Genomic DNA, 13,613 nt, shown 5'->3' on the forward strand with positions numbered 1-13,613 from the left:
CGGCAGGCGCCTTCGCGGCAAAGCCATGGCATGACGTTACACGCCGGACCGACATCGCAGACCTTCATATCGCAGCGCCTGCGCCTCAATTACGTCGATTGGGGCAATCGCGACGCGCCGCCGCTGGTGCTGGTGCATGGCGGGCGCGATCATGCGCGCAGCTGGGACTGGGTCGCGGAAGAGCTGTGCAGGGACTGGCACGTCACCGCTTTCGATCACCGCGGGCACGGCGATTCCGACTGGGTCAGCGACGGCAATTACATGGCCAACGACATGGTCTATGACCTTGCCCAGTTCATCCACCAGCTCGACCGGGGGCCGGTGACGATCGTCAGCCATTCGATGGGCGGAAACGTCGCCCTGCGTTATGCCGGGACCTTTCCCGACATGGTACGCAAGATCGTGGCGATCGAAGGGCTCGGCCCTAGCCCGGCGCGGCAGGCCGAGCAGCGCGAAACGCCTTACCCCGAGCGAATGGCCGAATGGATCGGCAAGAAGCGCGCCGCATCGGGCCGCTCGCCGCGCAAGTACGAAAGTATCGCGGCGGCCTTTCGCCGGATGATCGAGGAGAACAAGTTCCTCACCGAAGACCAGGCGCGCCATTTGACGCTGCACGGCGTGAACAAGAACGAGGACGGCACCTACAGCTGGAAGTTCGATCCGCATCTGAATGTATGGGGCGTCGAAGATGTGGCGGACGAATTCCAGCACCAGACCTGGGCCGCCATCACGGCGCCGACATTGCTGCTTTATGGTGCGGACAGCTGGGCCTCCAACCCGGAAGGGGATGGCCGGCTGGACCATTTCAACAATGCCGAGGTGATCGAATTCGAGAATGCGGGTCACTGGCTGCATCACGATCAGTTCGACCGTTTCATGAAGACGATCCGCGAGTTCCTCTGATACGGTGCAGCTTACTTTCGCCAGCTACAACATCCACAAGGGCGTCGGGCTCGACCGCAGGCGCGACCCCGAACGCATCCTGTCCGTCCTGCACGAGATCGATGCCGACATCATTGCGCTGCAGGAAGCAGACCGGCGCATCGGCGAGCGCGCCAGCGTGCTGCCGCGTGCCGATATCGACGATACGCGCTGGCGCGTGATCGAGGTGGCGCGGCGGCCGCGCAGCATCGGCTGGCATGGCAATGCCCTGCTCGTCCGCCGCGGGATCGACATCGTATCGGGCGAGGCGCTGGATCTGCCGACCATCGAACCACGCGGCGCGGCCTGCGGAGAAATCGTTGTCGAGGGGCGCAGCCTGCGGGTGATCGGAACGCATCTCGACCTGTCGGGTCTTCGGCGACGCGACCAGATCCGTTCATTGCTGGGGTTCTGCAACGCCTGCGACCGCAATTTGCCGACGGTGATCATGGGCGATTTCAACCAGTGGGGCCGGCAGACAGGCGCCATGCGTGAATTTGCGCAAGGCTGGCACATCGTCACGCCCGGGCGCAGCTATCCGAGCAGGCAGCCGGTGGCGACGCTCGACCGGATCGTGGCCAGCACCCATTGGGACGTCGTTTCTTCGGATGTTCATCACACGGCGCTTTCGACGGTTGCGTCCGACCATTTGCCGGTGAAGGCCGTACTTTCCCTGATCAAAAAATAGGCACATGCCTAATTATCGGGCAGCGAATGTTGCGTCGGTCCCGCGCTTAGCGTCCAAATCTTACCGAAAACGTTTTTGGCACGCACTTTGCTGCGTCTGCGAATGCCGGTGCTTGGGCCGGTAGATCACACGAGGGGGTGAGCGCGTGAAATTCATCATCGCCGTCATCAAGCCGTTCAAGCTCGACGAGGTCCGCGAGGCCCTGGGGGGCATCGGGGTGGCTGGAATGACCGTTACCGAGGTCAAGGGCTTCGGCCGCCAGAAGGGCCAGACCGAGATTTACCGCGGCGCGGAATATTCGACCAATATGCTGCCGAAGGTGAAACTCGAGATCGCCGCGAGCGACGACCTCGCCCCGCAAGTGGTCGAGACGATCCAGCAGACTGCCACCACCGATGCGATCGGCGACGGCAAGATCTTCGTTTTCGACCTCGCCAGCGCCACCCGCATTCGCACCGGCGAAACCGGCGACACCGCGCTCTGACGGACAGGATGGGACCCATGATGTTTCGAACACTTTCTCGCAGCGTTGCCACCGGCATCGCGCTGCTTACGCCGGTCGCGGCTTTCGCCCAGGAGGCTGCCGAAGCTGCCGCTGCCGTGCCCAATCCCGGCAACAATGCCTGGATGATGACGGCCACAATCCTGGTGCTGCTGATGATCCTGCCGGGGCTCGCGCTGTTCTATGGCGGTCTCACCCGCTCCAAGAACATGCTTTCCACCATTACGCAGGTCGGCGGGGCAGCGTGCCTTGCGATGCTGATCTGGGTGATGTGGGGCTATTCGACCGCCTTCGGGCCGGAAGGCAATGCCTTCTTCAGCTGGGGCAATCTGTTCCTGAGCCAGGTGACGACCGACAGCACTGCAGCGACTTTCAGCGATGAAGTCATCAGCGAATATGTCTTCGTCAGCTTCCAGATGACTTTCGCCGCGATTACCGCTGCGCTGGTGCTGGGCGCGACGGTAGAGCGGCTGAAGTTCTCTGCCGCCATGCTGTTTACCGCCATCTGGCTGACGATCGTCTATTTCCCGATCGCGCACATGGTGTGGGCGGGCGGCGGCCTGTTGTTCGAAATGGGCGCGCTCGACTTCGCCGGCGGTACAGTGGTGCATATCAATGCCGGTGTCTCGGCACTGGTGCTCGCCATGTTCCTTGGCAAGCGCAAGGGCTATCCCGGAGAACCGATGCCGCCGCACAGCCTGACGCTGACGCTGGTGGGCGCAGGCCTGCTGTGGGTCGGCTGGTTCGGTTTCAATGCCGGCTCGGAACTCGAAGCGGACGGAACCGCCGGTCTCGCCATGATCAACACCTTCGTCGCCACCGCCGCAGGTGCCCTGGCCTGGATGCTGATGGAACGCTTTGCCGGGCACAAGGGATCGGCCCTGGGCTTTGCCTCGGGCATCATTGCAGGTCTCGTCGCCGTCACTCCGGCGGCCGGTAACAGCGGCCCGTTCGGAGCGCTGGTCCTTGGTATCGTGGCTTCGGTGATCGCGTATTTCGCAGTTGCCAAGCTCAAGCCGAAGCTGGGTTACGACGATGCGCTGGACGTGTTCGGGATCCACGGCATTGCGGGCATCGTCGGCGCGATCGGCACGGGTATCGTCTATTCGCCCGCGCTTGGCGGACCCGGCGATGCAGCAGAATATGCGATGGGGGCTCAGGTAACGACGCAGATCGTCGCCGTGGTCGTCGCCATCGTTTGGGCAACGGTTGGAACCGTGATCGCGACGCTCATCACCAAGGTCATCACCGGTCTGCGGGTCACCCCGGAAGTCGAAAGCGACGGCCTCGACATCGGCGAGCATGGGGAACGTGCCTACAACTGAATTCGAAGCTTGGCGGGGGCGCCTACTCTCTCTCCTCTCCTCGGGTGCCCCCGTCTAACCGTGTTCCTCCTGCGAACACCGACTTTACCGGGCCGGAGATTAGTCTCCGGCCCCTTTTTTCGTATCCGCCGGGCTTGCCGATAGAGGAGGGCGGGGGCGTCCTAAGCGGCGAGGGCTGCCTTCACGAAATCGGCGCAGCGTTCCCCGATCATGATGCTGGGCGCATTCGTGTTTCCGCTGACCAGCCGCGGCATGACGCTGGCATCGGCCACATAAAGCCCATCCACCCCGCGAGCCTTCAGCGTCGGATCGACCACGGCATCGGCATCCGCCCCCATCCGGCAGGTGCCGACCGGGTGATAGACGGTATCGGCACGATTGCGGATGAGATCGTCGAGCTGCGCATCATCGTCGAGATCGATGGGATAGCGGTCCTGCGGCGCGTACTGCGCCATGCTGGGCGAAGCGACGATCCGATGGGACAGCCGCACACCTTCGCGCAGAATGGCCATGTCGCGATCATCGTCGAGGAAATTGGGATCGATCAGCGGAGCGTGCTGCGCATCTCGCCCGGCAAGGCGAACGGTCCCGCGACTTTCGGGACGCAGCACACAGGCGTGCAGCGAGAAGCCGTGCCCCTTCACCTTGGTTCGGCCATGGTCTTCCAGCATGGCAGGGACGAAGTGCCACTGCACGTCCGGGGCGGGGGCATCGGGCATGACCTTCCAGAAACCGCCTGCCTCGGCATAGGGCGTGGTCATGATACCCGTCCGCTTGCGCCGATGTTCGAGAATGGCCTTGGCCATGCGGATGGTGCCGGCCAGACTGTCACCGATGAAGTCCCGGCTTTCGGTCTGCCAGCTGGAGACGTAGTCGACATGATCCTGCAGGTCGCTGCCCACGGCCGGCTTGTCGATCACCACGTCGATGCCGTGATCTTTCAGATGGGCGGCGGGCCCGATCCCGGAAAGCATCAAGATCTGCGGCGAATTGAAGGCGCCAGCCGACAGCACCACGGCGCCGCGGGCCTTCACCTGTCGCTGCCTGTCGCCGACCGTATAGGTCACGCCGGTGACACGACCTCCCTCGATATCGAGCTTCTGCACGCTGACGCCGATGCGGACGTCCAGATTCCGCGAGCCCCTTAACGGCTCCACATAGGCTCGCGCGGCCGACCAGCGTTCCCCGTCCTTCTGGGTGACCTGATAAAGGCCGAAACCTTCCTGCCGGTCATTGTTGAAATCGGCGTTGCGGGGCAATTGCAGTTCGGTCGCTGCCTCGACAAAGGCAAGGCTGCCCGGATTGGCCCATTTCTGGTCGCTCACCCACAAGGGGCCCGAGGCGCCGTGAAATTCATCAGCACCGCGCACATTGTGTTCGGCCTGTTTGAAATAGGGGAGCACGTCGTCATAAGCCCAGCCGCGGCAGCCGAGCGCAGCCCAATTGTCGTAATCCCAGCGATTGCCGCGGATATAGATCATGGCATTGATCGCCGAGGATCCGCCCAGGCCCCGCCCGCGCGGCTGGTAGCCGACCCGTCCGTTCAGGCCTTTCTGCGGAACGGTTTCGAACCGGTAATTCTGCGCGTCGCGCAGGAAGGGCATGAAGCCGGGCGTCTTGACCAGCATGCCGTTGTTCCGGCCTCCGGCCTCCAGCAGGCAGACGTTCTTGCCGGCTTGCGCCAACCGCCCCGCAACGGCACTCCCGCCGCTGCCGCCGCCAATCACGATGACATCGAATTCGTCCATGGGTACTCCTCTCCACCGGAGAGGTTAGGCAGGCTCCGCCTCGCCCGCAATCGGGTTTTCCGATGAAACGGAATTTTCCTGCATGCCCTGCCGTTCCAGCCAGCGCGCCCTTATCTGGTCGGACGTTTCGCGGCTTGCGTCATGGGTCCAGCCGGGTTCGCGCAAGAGATAGGACAATTTGTGCTTCCATGGCGCTCGCCACATATCCTGCACAATGCCCACCCATTCATGGAACACCGCCCAGACCAGATTGAAGCTGCCGAGCTGTTTGACGATGCCGTACCGGATCTTTTCGCCCTTCACCTCCGGCTCGAAGGTGCCGAACATCTTGTCCCACACGATGAAGACGCCGGCATAGTTGCGATCGAGATAGCGCGGATTGGTCGCATGGTGGACGCGGTGATGGCTGGGCGTGTTCATCACTGCTTCGAACCAGCGTGGCATGCGATCGATCGCTTCGGTGTGAATCCAGAACTGGTAGATCAGGTTGAACCCGCCGCAGATGGCTATCATGATGGGATGAAAGCCGAGAAGGACCAGCGGGAGCGCGAAGGCGAAGCCCAGCGTGAGGAAGCCGGTCCACGTCTGCCGCAGTGCGGTTGAGAGATTGTAGTGCTGGCTTGAGTGGTGATTCACATGGCTCGCCCAGAACCAGCGGACGCGGTGGCCGAAACGGTGCACCCAGTAATATTTCAGGTCGTCGAGCACGAAGCACAAGACAAAGGCCCACCAGGTCCACGGCACATCGAACAGGCGAAACTGCCAAAGCCAGATGAACAGCGCGAGAAACACCCCGCCGGACAGCAGGCCAGCGACCGTACTGCCGAGACCGAAGGCAAGGCTGGTGAGCGTATCCCTTGGTTCATAGGCGTCGGGGCGTTTGCGCCAGGCCCAGATCATCTCCATCAGCACGAGAGCGATGAAGCCGGGAACTGCCAGTTCGGTAGGCGAGAAATCGGGCATGGCGATCAGCTCTTTACCGCTTCTATTGTCTCGACCCAAGCGGAAGCGTCATCGAGCGCCAACCGCGCCGCGCCGTAACGCCTTTCCGCAGTGTCGATGACGAGCATGTCGCCATCGCGCCGAACACTGGCGGCTCCCGACAGGATCCGGCCCGCGAAATGCACGCCATGCGGGCGCAGGAGCAGTACGCGCCCGGCAGCGTCGCGCAGCAGGGCGCCGCGGCCATCGCGATCCAGCCCGATCGCGACCGGTTCGAAACCGCTGACGGCCTCTTCGGCAGCAATCCGGGCTTCCGTTTCATCGGCGAGGCGAGGGGCGGGGCCCAGTTTCAGCCACACGGCCACGCCGGCCAGCGCGAAGATCGCCGCCAGGGATCCGAGGAACTGGAGCAGGGCCGGTGGCAATTCCATGTGGCAGACGTTGGCACGCGCCGCGCTTTGCGGCAAGCAGGCCGCAACAGGGAGAAAAACATGAAACCAATCGCCATCCTCGCAGCCGGCGCGGCGCTCATCGCAGCGCCCGTGTGTGCGCAAACCGCCGACCCCATCGCGCAGGTGGAAGCGGAGGCAGAGCGCACCGAGCGCGTGGCCCAGCAGATATGGCAATTTGCGGAACTGGGTTATCTCGAAACGCGCTCCAGCGGGCTGCTGGTCGACGAACTGCAGAAGGAAGGGTTCACGATCCGGCCGGGCGTTGCAGACATTCCGACCGCCTTCATCGCGGAATGGGGCGAAGGCGGTCCTGTCATCGGGCTGCTGGCGGAATTCGACGCCCTGCCCGGAATCACCCAGTCCGCCGAGCCGACGCGTGATCCGGTTGCGGACAAGCATGCCGGCCATGCCTGCGGGCACAATCTGTTCGGCGCCGGCTCTCTCAGTGCGGCAATCGCCATCCGCAACTGGCTGGAGGCGACCGGCACACCGGGACGCGTACGCCTATACGGGACGCCTGCCGAAGAAGGTGGATCGGGCAAGGTCTATATGGCGCGGGCCGGCCTGTTCGACGATGCCGATTTCGTAATCGACTGGCATCCGGCGGACCGCAATTCCGCCGCATCGCGGATGAGCCTCGCCAACCGGTCGGGCAAGTTCCGGTTCCGCGGTGTTTCGGCCCATGCCGCCGGTGCACCGGAGCGTGGGCGAAGCGCACTCGACGGGGTCGAGGCGATGAACATGATGGTCAATATGATGCGCGAACACACATCGATGGATACGCGCATCCATTATGTCATTACCGATGGGGGCAAGGCGCCCAACGTCGTCCCCGATTTCGCCGAGGTGTTCTATTACGTGCGCCATTCCGATGCGGACGAAGTGCGGGCCTTGTGGCCTCGCCTGGAGGCGGCGGCCAAGGGTGCCGCGATGGGCACGGGGACCGAAGTGGACTGGGAGATCATCCACGGCAACAACCCCACGCTGCCGGTCGAATCGCTGCAGAAAATGATGGATGCCAAGCTGCGTCAGCTCGAGCCGCTCAAATACACTGCAGATGAATTGGCCTGGGCCGCCACGATTCGCGAAAGCCTGGGCGACGACGCGCCAGAGCTGGCGGAAGCGGCGCAGATCGAAGATTACGCGGTACTTACGGGATACGGATCGACCGACGTCGGCGATGTCAGCCGGGCCGTGCCGACTGTCAGCGTGCGCACCGCCACCTGGGTTCCGGGAACGGCGGCGCATAGCTGGCAGGCAGTCGCCGCAAGCGGCCACAGCTATGGTGCCAAAGGCACCCAGCATGCGGCGAAGGCGATGATGCTCGCTGCGAAAGAACTTTATACCAACCCGCAATTGCGCGAGACCGCCAAGGCGGAATTCATCGCGGCGCGGGGCGAGGATTACGTCTACGAATCGCTGCTCGGCGATCGCGCCCCGCCGCTCGATTATCGCAAATAATCAGGTGCGGGCGCGGGCGGCGAACATGTCCATGGCCGGGCGAACCGGGCTGACGTCGTAACCGGCCGAGGCTGCAGCTTCGCTGATTTCTTCCGGGTCCTCGCCCGTGCGTGCGCGTGCGAGCGACCAGAGCAGGGTCGAGCGTGTGCCCGAACGGCAAAAGCCGAGCACCGGCCCGCTCGCAGCGGCAAGCGCATCCTGCAATTGCTCGACCTGCGGTTCGCTGAAGCCGGCGCTACCGATCGGGATGGCGAGGTAATCCATCCCGGCTGCACGGGTTGCCGCCTCGATAGCCGTGCCCTCGGGCTGGTCCGGCGCTTCGCCGTCGGGACGATTGTTCACCACCAGCGTGATGCCCATCGCTGCCGCTTCGGAGATTTCCTGCGGCGTTACCTGGGGGCTGGCATAGAAGCTGTCGGACAGTTTGCGGAATTCGCTCATGAGGGGGTTCCTAGACAGGATTTGATTTCGCCGCCCGGCGCTTGCGCTGAACGATGTTGAGAATTTCGACTCCGACCGAAAAGCCCATGGCGGCATAGATATAACCCTTGGGCACATGGAAGCCGAAGCCATCGGCGATCAGCACGAGCCCGATCATGACCAGGAATGCAAGGGCGAGCATGACCAGCGTCGGGTTCTTTTCGATGAATTTGGCCAGCGGGTCGGCTGCCACCAGCATTATGCCGACCGTGATTACGACCGCGGTGACCATAATCGGAATCTGGTCCGTCATGCCGACGGCCGTGAGGATCGAATCGACCGAGAATACGATATCGATAGCGACGATCTGCGCGATGACGGTGCCGAACGTCGCCTTGGCCGCGTCGCCCGCGCCGGGCGTCTTGTCCAGCAACTCGCCGGAATTGTCTTCCGGTTCCATCGAGTGATGGATTTCCTTGGTCGCCTTCCACAACAGGAAAAGGCCGCCCACCAGCAGGATAAGGTCGCGCCCGGAAAAGGCGGTTTCGAAACTCGGCTTGCCATATTCGTTCGGCGCACCGACCAGCCCGAGATCGAAGATCGGCGTCTGCAATGTGACGAGCCAGCCGATGAGCATCAGCAGGCCGATCCGCATGACGAGCGCAAGTGTCAGCCCGATGCGGCGAGCGCGCTGCTGCTGGTGCTCGGGCAACTTGTTCGAAAGGATCGCGATGAAGATCAGGTTGTCGACGCCCAGCACGACCTCGAGCGCGATCAGGGTCAGGAGCGCCAGCCATGCTGACGGGTCCGAAAGAAGGGTCAAAAATTCCATCGAGCCGCCTCTGCCTGCGCCCTTCGCTTCGTTCAAGATGTGTTTTGCGCAATATCTCCTATGCGAAAATGTCACAATTGTAGGGTTTGCTCACTGTTGCACGTAAATCATTCGCACCTGACGATCTTTCGCGCTATGATGGCTCCATAAAGGGAGGGTTACGTGCCCGCCCGCGTCGATACGGCATGCAGTCCTCGTATCGGTGGCTTCTGATTTGCGGCTGCACGACAAGGTATTGTTCGAGTTATGGGTTACGACAGAGGACGCCGCCGCGGAAAGGACAAACGCGACGGTTTCGGGGAAGACAATTTCGATAGTTTCGGTGGCCCCCCGGGCGATTTCACTCCGCACGAGGCGTTCCAGGGCGATCGGTTCGGCGGCGGTGATCGCGGCGGCTTTGGCGGCGGGAATCGCGGTGGCGGTTTCGGTGGCGGCAATCGCGGCGGCGGCGGCGGCGGCGGTGGTGGCGGCGGCGGTGGTGGCGGCGGCTTCAACCGCATGCCGGCACAGGTCGTCGGCACCGGCAAGGGTACGGTGAAATTCTTCAACGGCCAGAAGGGCTTTGGCTTCATCCAGCAGGATAGCGGCGGCGAAGATGTGTTCGTGCACATCAGCGCAGTCGAACGTGCAGGGCTCGAAGGCCTGGCCGAAGGGCAGGAACTGGAGTTCAACCTCGTGGATCGCGGCGGGAAGGTATCCGCACAGGATCTTCAGGTCGTTGGCGACGTCATTCCCGTGCAGTCGCGCGGCGGTGACCGCGGCGAGCGTGGCGGTGAACGCGAGGCGGCACCTCGGCGCGAACTGACCGGCGAAAAGGCAACGGGCACGGTCAAGTTCTTCAATTCGATGAAGGGCTTCGGCTTCCTGACCCGCGACGATGGCCAGCCGGATGCGTTTGTTCACATCAGCGCAGTCGAACGTTCGGGTCTTGCCGGTATCAACGAAGGCGAACGGTTCGAATTCGATCTCGAAGTCGACCGACGCGGCAAATATTCGGCGGTCAACCTCGTCCCCGCACAGGACTGAGAAGAGCAGGCCGTCTTGGGGGTTTGACCCGCAAGGCGCGACGCAATAGATCGCTGGCAAACACGCAGATGGCGGTTCCTCAAGGGACCGCCATTTGTCTTTGAAGTTGAAACGCACCCGCCAAGAGGTGCAGCAGGAGGCCCTATGTCGATTTCACCGCTAATGCCCGTCTATCCCCGCTGTGGCGTTCGTCCGGTCAAGGGTGAGCATTGCCATCTGATCGACGAAGACGGCACGCGTTACCTCGATTTCGCCAGCGGCATTGCGGTCAATCTGCTCGGCCACAGCCATGCGGGTCTGATCGGCGCAATCCAGCAGCAGGCAGAGACGCTGATGCACGTCTCCAACCTTTACGGCAGCCCGCAGGGCGAGGCGCTGGCCCAGCGTCTGGTCGACAAGACCTTTGCCGATACGGTCTTCTTCACCAATTCCGGCGCCGAAGCGGTCGAGGCCGCGATCAAGACGGCGCGTGCCTACCACCAACATGAAGATGGCGATGACAATCGTACCGAACTGATCACTTTCACGAATGCTTTCCATGGCCGCACCATGGCGACAATCAGCGCGTCAAATCAGGAAAAGATGCACAAGGGTTTCATGCCCTTGCTCGCAGGTTTCCAGTATGCCGAGTTCGACAATCTCGAACATGCCAAGTCGCTTATGAGCGACAAAACGGCCGGCTTCCTTGTCGAACCGATCCAGGGCGAAGGCGGTATCCGCCCTGCCAGCGATGAATTCATGCGCTGCCTGCGCGCGCTCGCCGATGAGAACGATCTGATGCTCATCTTCGACGAGGTTCAGTGCGGCGTGGCGCGCACCGGCAAGCTGTACGCTTACGAGCACTACGGGATAGAGCCGGATATCATGGCGACCGCCAAGGGTATCGGTGGCGGGTTCCCGCTCGGGGCCTGCCTTGCGACCGAAAAGGCCGCGCGGGGCATGGGCTTCGGCACGCACGGATCGACCTATGGCGGTAATCCGCTCGCCATGGCCGCAGGCAGCGCGGTGATGGACGCTGTGGCGAATGATGAATTCCTCGCCGAAGTCACCGAGAAGGGCGAACGGCTGCGTTCGCGCCTCGAGCAGTTCATTGGCAACTATCCCGACCTGTTCGAACTGGTTCGCGGCAAGGGGCTGATGCTGGGGCTCAAGATGAAGGTCGAGAGCCGCCCGTTCTTCGTGCACCTGCGCGACAATCATCAGCTTCTGACGGTGGCCGCAGGCGACAACACGCTCCGCGTTCTTCCGCCGCTGGTAGCCGGTGATGCCGAATTCGACGAATTCTTCGACAAACTTTCGGCTGGCGCCGCAAGCTACGATCCGGCGGGCTGATAAGGATATGGCAATGCGGCACTTCCTCGATCTTTCCGATGCAGGCGGGGACGCGATTGCCGCCATGATCAACGATGCGCAGGACCGCAAGGCGGCGCGATTGGGCTGGGCCAAGGGCAGGCCCGATGCCGATGCGCCACTTGCCGGCCATGTGTTGGGGATGATCTTTGAAAAGAGCTCCACCCGGACGCGGGTGAGTTTCGATATCGCCATGCGCCAACTGGGCGGATCGGCGCTTATCCTGGATTCCGGTACCAGTCAGCTAGGCCGTGGCGAGAGCATCGCCGACACGGCGCGCGTGCTCAGCCGGATGGTCGATGCGATCATGATCCGGACCGACGATCACGAAAAGGCGCTGGAAATGGCGCGCCATGCGACCGTTCCGGTGATCAACGGCCTGACGGACCGCTCGCACCCGTGCCAGATCGTCGCCGATCTCCTTACCGTGGTCGAACATGGCAAGGCATTGCCCGGGTTGGAATTGGCCTGGCTGGGTGACGGCAACAATGTGCTTCATTCCATTCTCGAAGCTGCGGGACTGATGAAGTTCAACGTCCGCGTCGGCATTCCGCAGGGGTATGAGCCGGAAACCGAATTCGTCGAAATGGCACGCAGCGGCGGTGCCACGGTAACATTGACGCAGGATGCTCAAGAAGCGGTAGCCGGGGCCGACATCGTGGTCACGGATACGTGGATTTCCATGGGGCAGGAGCACGTCCACAACAAGCTGGCGGCGATGGCGCCGTTTCAGGTTTCGCAAAGCCTCATGGGGGCGGCCAAGCCTGATGCGAAATTCCTTCATTGCCTGCCGGCGCACGTCGGCGAAGAAGTGAGCGAAGAGGTTTTCGAGGGCGAGCAATCCGTCGTTTTCGACGAGGCCGAAAATCGCATTCACGCGCAAAAGTCGGTCCTCCTCTGGTGTTTCGACCGTATCTGACGCGAATTTTCCGAACCCTACCATTTTCCACAGCCCGCCCCATATGGCGGGCATGAACGCTACCTCCTCCAAAAACGAAGAAACCTACACTGGTCGTCTGCTGGCCTTCACGATCCCTGCGCGCCACGCGCGGGGCCGTCTGGTGCGGCTCGACGATGTGCTCGACGAGATCCTTGCCGCGCATGACTATCCGGCGCCCGTTACTCATCTTCTCGCCGAAGCGCTTGTGCTAGCCGTGCTGATCGGCGGGTTGGTGAAGGATGACGGGTCGCAAGTTACGATGCAGGCCCAGACCGAAGCGGGCGCCGTAAGCCTGCTGGTCTGCGATTACAAAGGCGGCGAACTGCGCGGCTATGTCGAGTTCGATGAGGGTAAACTTGCGGAACTCGGTGCCAACCCTTCGCTTTTCGCGCTGTTCGGCAAAGGATATCTTGCCATCACCTTCGATCTCGTCGGGGGGCAGGGGCGATATCAGGGTATCGTTCCCCTCGAAGGCGATAGTCTTGCGGAAGCGTGCGAGCGCTACTTCTACCAATCAGAACAGGTGCCGACGCTGATCAGATGCGCCGTGCGTTCAGATGGCGCCGGGGTCAAGGCGGCAGGACTGCTCGTGCAGCATCTCCCCGAGGGCGAAGAAGGGCGCGAGCGGCTTCATGCCAAGCTGGATCATCCCGAGTGGGAACATGTCGCGATTCTCGCTGGATCGCTACGGCACGAAGAACTGCTCGATCCCGAACTTTCGCTTGAAGCGATCGCCTGGCGGTTGTTCCACGAAGAAGATCAAGTTCTCGTTCAGCCCGGGGCCGCGATCGGTCGCGGATGCAGGTGCTCGGTCGAACATTACAAGGATGTTCTGGAGCGCTTTCCCGAAGACCAGCGCGCCGAGATGCGCGATGAAAACGGGATCGTCCTCGTAGACTGTGCATTCTGTTCGAAACAGTTCGGCATCGAAATTTGATCGGCGTGTCGTTGCTATACAACGGTTCATCGCTATCTTGATGTACGAAAGATCAGAGACAACACGCGT

General features: G+C 62.3%; 14 protein-coding genes. 9 read left to right on the forward strand and 5 right to left on the reverse strand.

Annotated features, from left to right (window positions below):
* Positions 1 to 30: 30 nt before the first annotated feature.
* The 4 genes from AC13F2_RS08580 (at position 31) to AC13F2_RS08595 (ending at position 3,436) form a co-directional block, all read left to right on the forward strand.
* Complete coding sequence (locus AC13F2_RS08580; protein WP_482965107.1) at positions 31 to 903, forward strand: alpha/beta fold hydrolase; 873 nt, start codon at positions 31 to 33, stop codon at positions 901 to 903.
* A 4-nt stretch (positions 904 to 907) separates the two neighbouring features.
* Entirely contained in the window at positions 908 to 1,609 is a 702-nt protein-coding gene (locus tag AC13F2_RS08585; RefSeq protein WP_482965108.1) for an endonuclease/exonuclease/phosphatase family protein, read from the forward strand.
* Between the two features lie 145 nt (positions 1,610 to 1,754).
* Positions 1,755 to 2,093, forward strand: coding sequence for a P-II family nitrogen regulator (locus tag AC13F2_RS08590; protein ID WP_103022754.1), 339 nt, complete (start codon positions 1,755 to 1,757; stop codon positions 2,091 to 2,093).
* A gap of 20 nt (positions 2,094 to 2,113) precedes the next feature.
* Positions 2,114 to 3,436, forward strand: coding sequence for an ammonium transporter (locus AC13F2_RS08595; protein ID WP_234003087.1), 1,323 nt, complete (start codon positions 2,114 to 2,116; stop codon positions 3,434 to 3,436).
* A 161-nt stretch (positions 3,437 to 3,597) separates the two neighbouring features.
* Here the strand turns inward: AC13F2_RS08595 and AC13F2_RS08600 are convergent, their stop codons facing one another.
* From AC13F2_RS08600 to AC13F2_RS08610, 3 genes are read right to left on the reverse strand one after another with little or no spacing between them, the layout of a single operon-like run.
* Positions 3,598 to 5,184, reverse strand: coding sequence for a GMC family oxidoreductase (locus tag AC13F2_RS08600; RefSeq protein ID WP_482965109.1), 1,587 nt, complete (start codon positions 5,182 to 5,184; stop codon positions 3,598 to 3,600).
* 24 nt (positions 5,185 to 5,208) lie between these two features.
* Positions 5,209 to 6,147 (reverse strand): sterol desaturase family protein, encoded by a 939-nt coding sequence (locus AC13F2_RS08605; protein WP_482965110.1) that lies wholly within the window; start codon positions 6,145 to 6,147, stop codon positions 5,209 to 5,211.
* 5 nt (positions 6,148 to 6,152) lie between these two features.
* Positions 6,153 to 6,557: a hypothetical protein gene (locus AC13F2_RS08610; RefSeq protein ID WP_482965111.1), complete on the reverse strand. Its 405-nt coding sequence runs from the start codon at positions 6,555 to 6,557 to the stop codon at positions 6,153 to 6,155.
* A gap of 60 nt (positions 6,558 to 6,617) precedes the next feature.
* Here AC13F2_RS08610 and AC13F2_RS08615 point away from each other — a divergent pair, with 60 nt between their 5' ends.
* On the forward strand, positions 6,618 to 8,039 hold the full coding sequence (locus AC13F2_RS08615; protein WP_482965112.1) for an amidohydrolase: 1,422 nt from the start codon (positions 6,618 to 6,620) through the stop codon (positions 8,037 to 8,039).
* Here the strand turns inward: AC13F2_RS08615 and AC13F2_RS08620 are convergent, their stop codons facing one another.
* Both AC13F2_RS08620 and AC13F2_RS08625 read right to left on the reverse strand, forming a co-directional pair.
* A complete protein-coding gene (locus AC13F2_RS08620) occupies positions 8,040 to 8,480 on the reverse strand; it encodes a protein tyrosine phosphatase family protein (RefSeq protein ID WP_482965113.1) in 441 nt (146 codons plus the stop codon).
* A 10-nt stretch (positions 8,481 to 8,490) separates the two neighbouring features.
* A complete protein-coding gene (locus AC13F2_RS08625; protein ID WP_103023053.1) occupies positions 8,491 to 9,291 on the reverse strand; it encodes a TerC family protein in 801 nt (266 codons plus the stop codon).
* A 246-nt stretch (positions 9,292 to 9,537) separates the two neighbouring features.
* Between AC13F2_RS08625 and AC13F2_RS08630 the strand changes: the two genes are divergently transcribed.
* From AC13F2_RS08630 to hslO, 4 genes are all read left to right on the forward strand, one after another.
* Positions 9,538 to 10,317 (forward strand): cold-shock protein, encoded by a 780-nt coding sequence (locus AC13F2_RS08630; protein ID WP_482965114.1) that lies wholly within the window; start codon positions 9,538 to 9,540, stop codon positions 10,315 to 10,317.
* Between the two features lie 144 nt (positions 10,318 to 10,461).
* Positions 10,462 to 11,649, forward strand: coding sequence for an acetylornithine transaminase (locus tag AC13F2_RS08635; RefSeq protein ID WP_482965115.1), 1,188 nt, complete (start codon positions 10,462 to 10,464; stop codon positions 11,647 to 11,649).
* Between the two features lie 7 nt (positions 11,650 to 11,656).
* The gene (gene argF / locus AC13F2_RS08640) at positions 11,657 to 12,586 is read left to right on the forward strand and encodes an ornithine carbamoyltransferase (protein WP_482599885.1); all 930 of its coding nucleotides are present in this window, start codon (positions 11,657 to 11,659) and stop codon (positions 12,584 to 12,586) included.
* 52 nt (positions 12,587 to 12,638) lie between these two features.
* Complete coding sequence (gene hslO, locus AC13F2_RS08645; protein WP_196847372.1) at positions 12,639 to 13,544, forward strand: Hsp33 family molecular chaperone HslO; 906 nt, start codon at positions 12,639 to 12,641, stop codon at positions 13,542 to 13,544.
* The last annotated feature ends 69 nt before the right edge of the window (positions 13,545 to 13,613 follow it).

Source organism: Qipengyuania sp. L-5Y (assembly GCF_056859455.1).

Excerpts from the sequence above, each read along its gene's own strand:
- AC13F2_RS08580 (WP_482965107.1), top strand. The coding sequence starts at position 31 with ATGACGTTACACGCCGGACCGACATCGCAGACCTTCATATCGCAGCGC.
- AC13F2_RS08595 (WP_234003087.1), top strand. The coding sequence starts at position 2,114 with ATGTTTCGAACACTTTCTCGCAGCGTTGCCACCGGCATCGCGCTGCTT.
- AC13F2_RS08600 (WP_482965109.1), bottom strand. The coding sequence starts at position 5,184 with ATGGACGAATTCGATGTCATCGTGATTGGCGGCGGCAGCGGCGGGAGT.
- AC13F2_RS08605 (WP_482965110.1), bottom strand. The coding sequence starts at position 6,147 with ATGCCCGATTTCTCGCCTACCGAACTGGCAGTTCCCGGCTTCATCGCT.
- AC13F2_RS08610 (WP_482965111.1), bottom strand. The coding sequence starts at position 6,557 with ATGGAATTGCCACCGGCCCTGCTCCAGTTCCTCGGATCCCTGGCGGCG.
- AC13F2_RS08615 (WP_482965112.1), top strand. The coding sequence starts at position 6,618 with ATGAAACCAATCGCCATCCTCGCAGCCGGCGCGGCGCTCATCGCAGCG.
- AC13F2_RS08620 (WP_482965113.1), bottom strand. The coding sequence starts at position 8,480 with ATGAGCGAATTCCGCAAACTGTCCGACAGCTTCTATGCCAGCCCCCAG.
- AC13F2_RS08625 (WP_103023053.1), bottom strand. The coding sequence starts at position 9,291 with ATGGAATTTTTGACCCTTCTTTCGGACCCGTCAGCATGGCTGGCGCTC.
- AC13F2_RS08630 (WP_482965114.1), top strand. The coding sequence starts at position 9,538 with ATGGGTTACGACAGAGGACGCCGCCGCGGAAAGGACAAACGCGACGGT.
- AC13F2_RS08635 (WP_482965115.1), top strand. The coding sequence starts at position 10,462 with ATGTCGATTTCACCGCTAATGCCCGTCTATCCCCGCTGTGGCGTTCGT.
- argF (WP_482599885.1), top strand. The coding sequence starts at position 11,657 with ATGGCAATGCGGCACTTCCTCGATCTTTCCGATGCAGGCGGGGACGCG.
- hslO (WP_196847372.1), top strand. The coding sequence starts at position 12,639 with ATGAACGCTACCTCCTCCAAAAACGAAGAAACCTACACTGGTCGTCTG.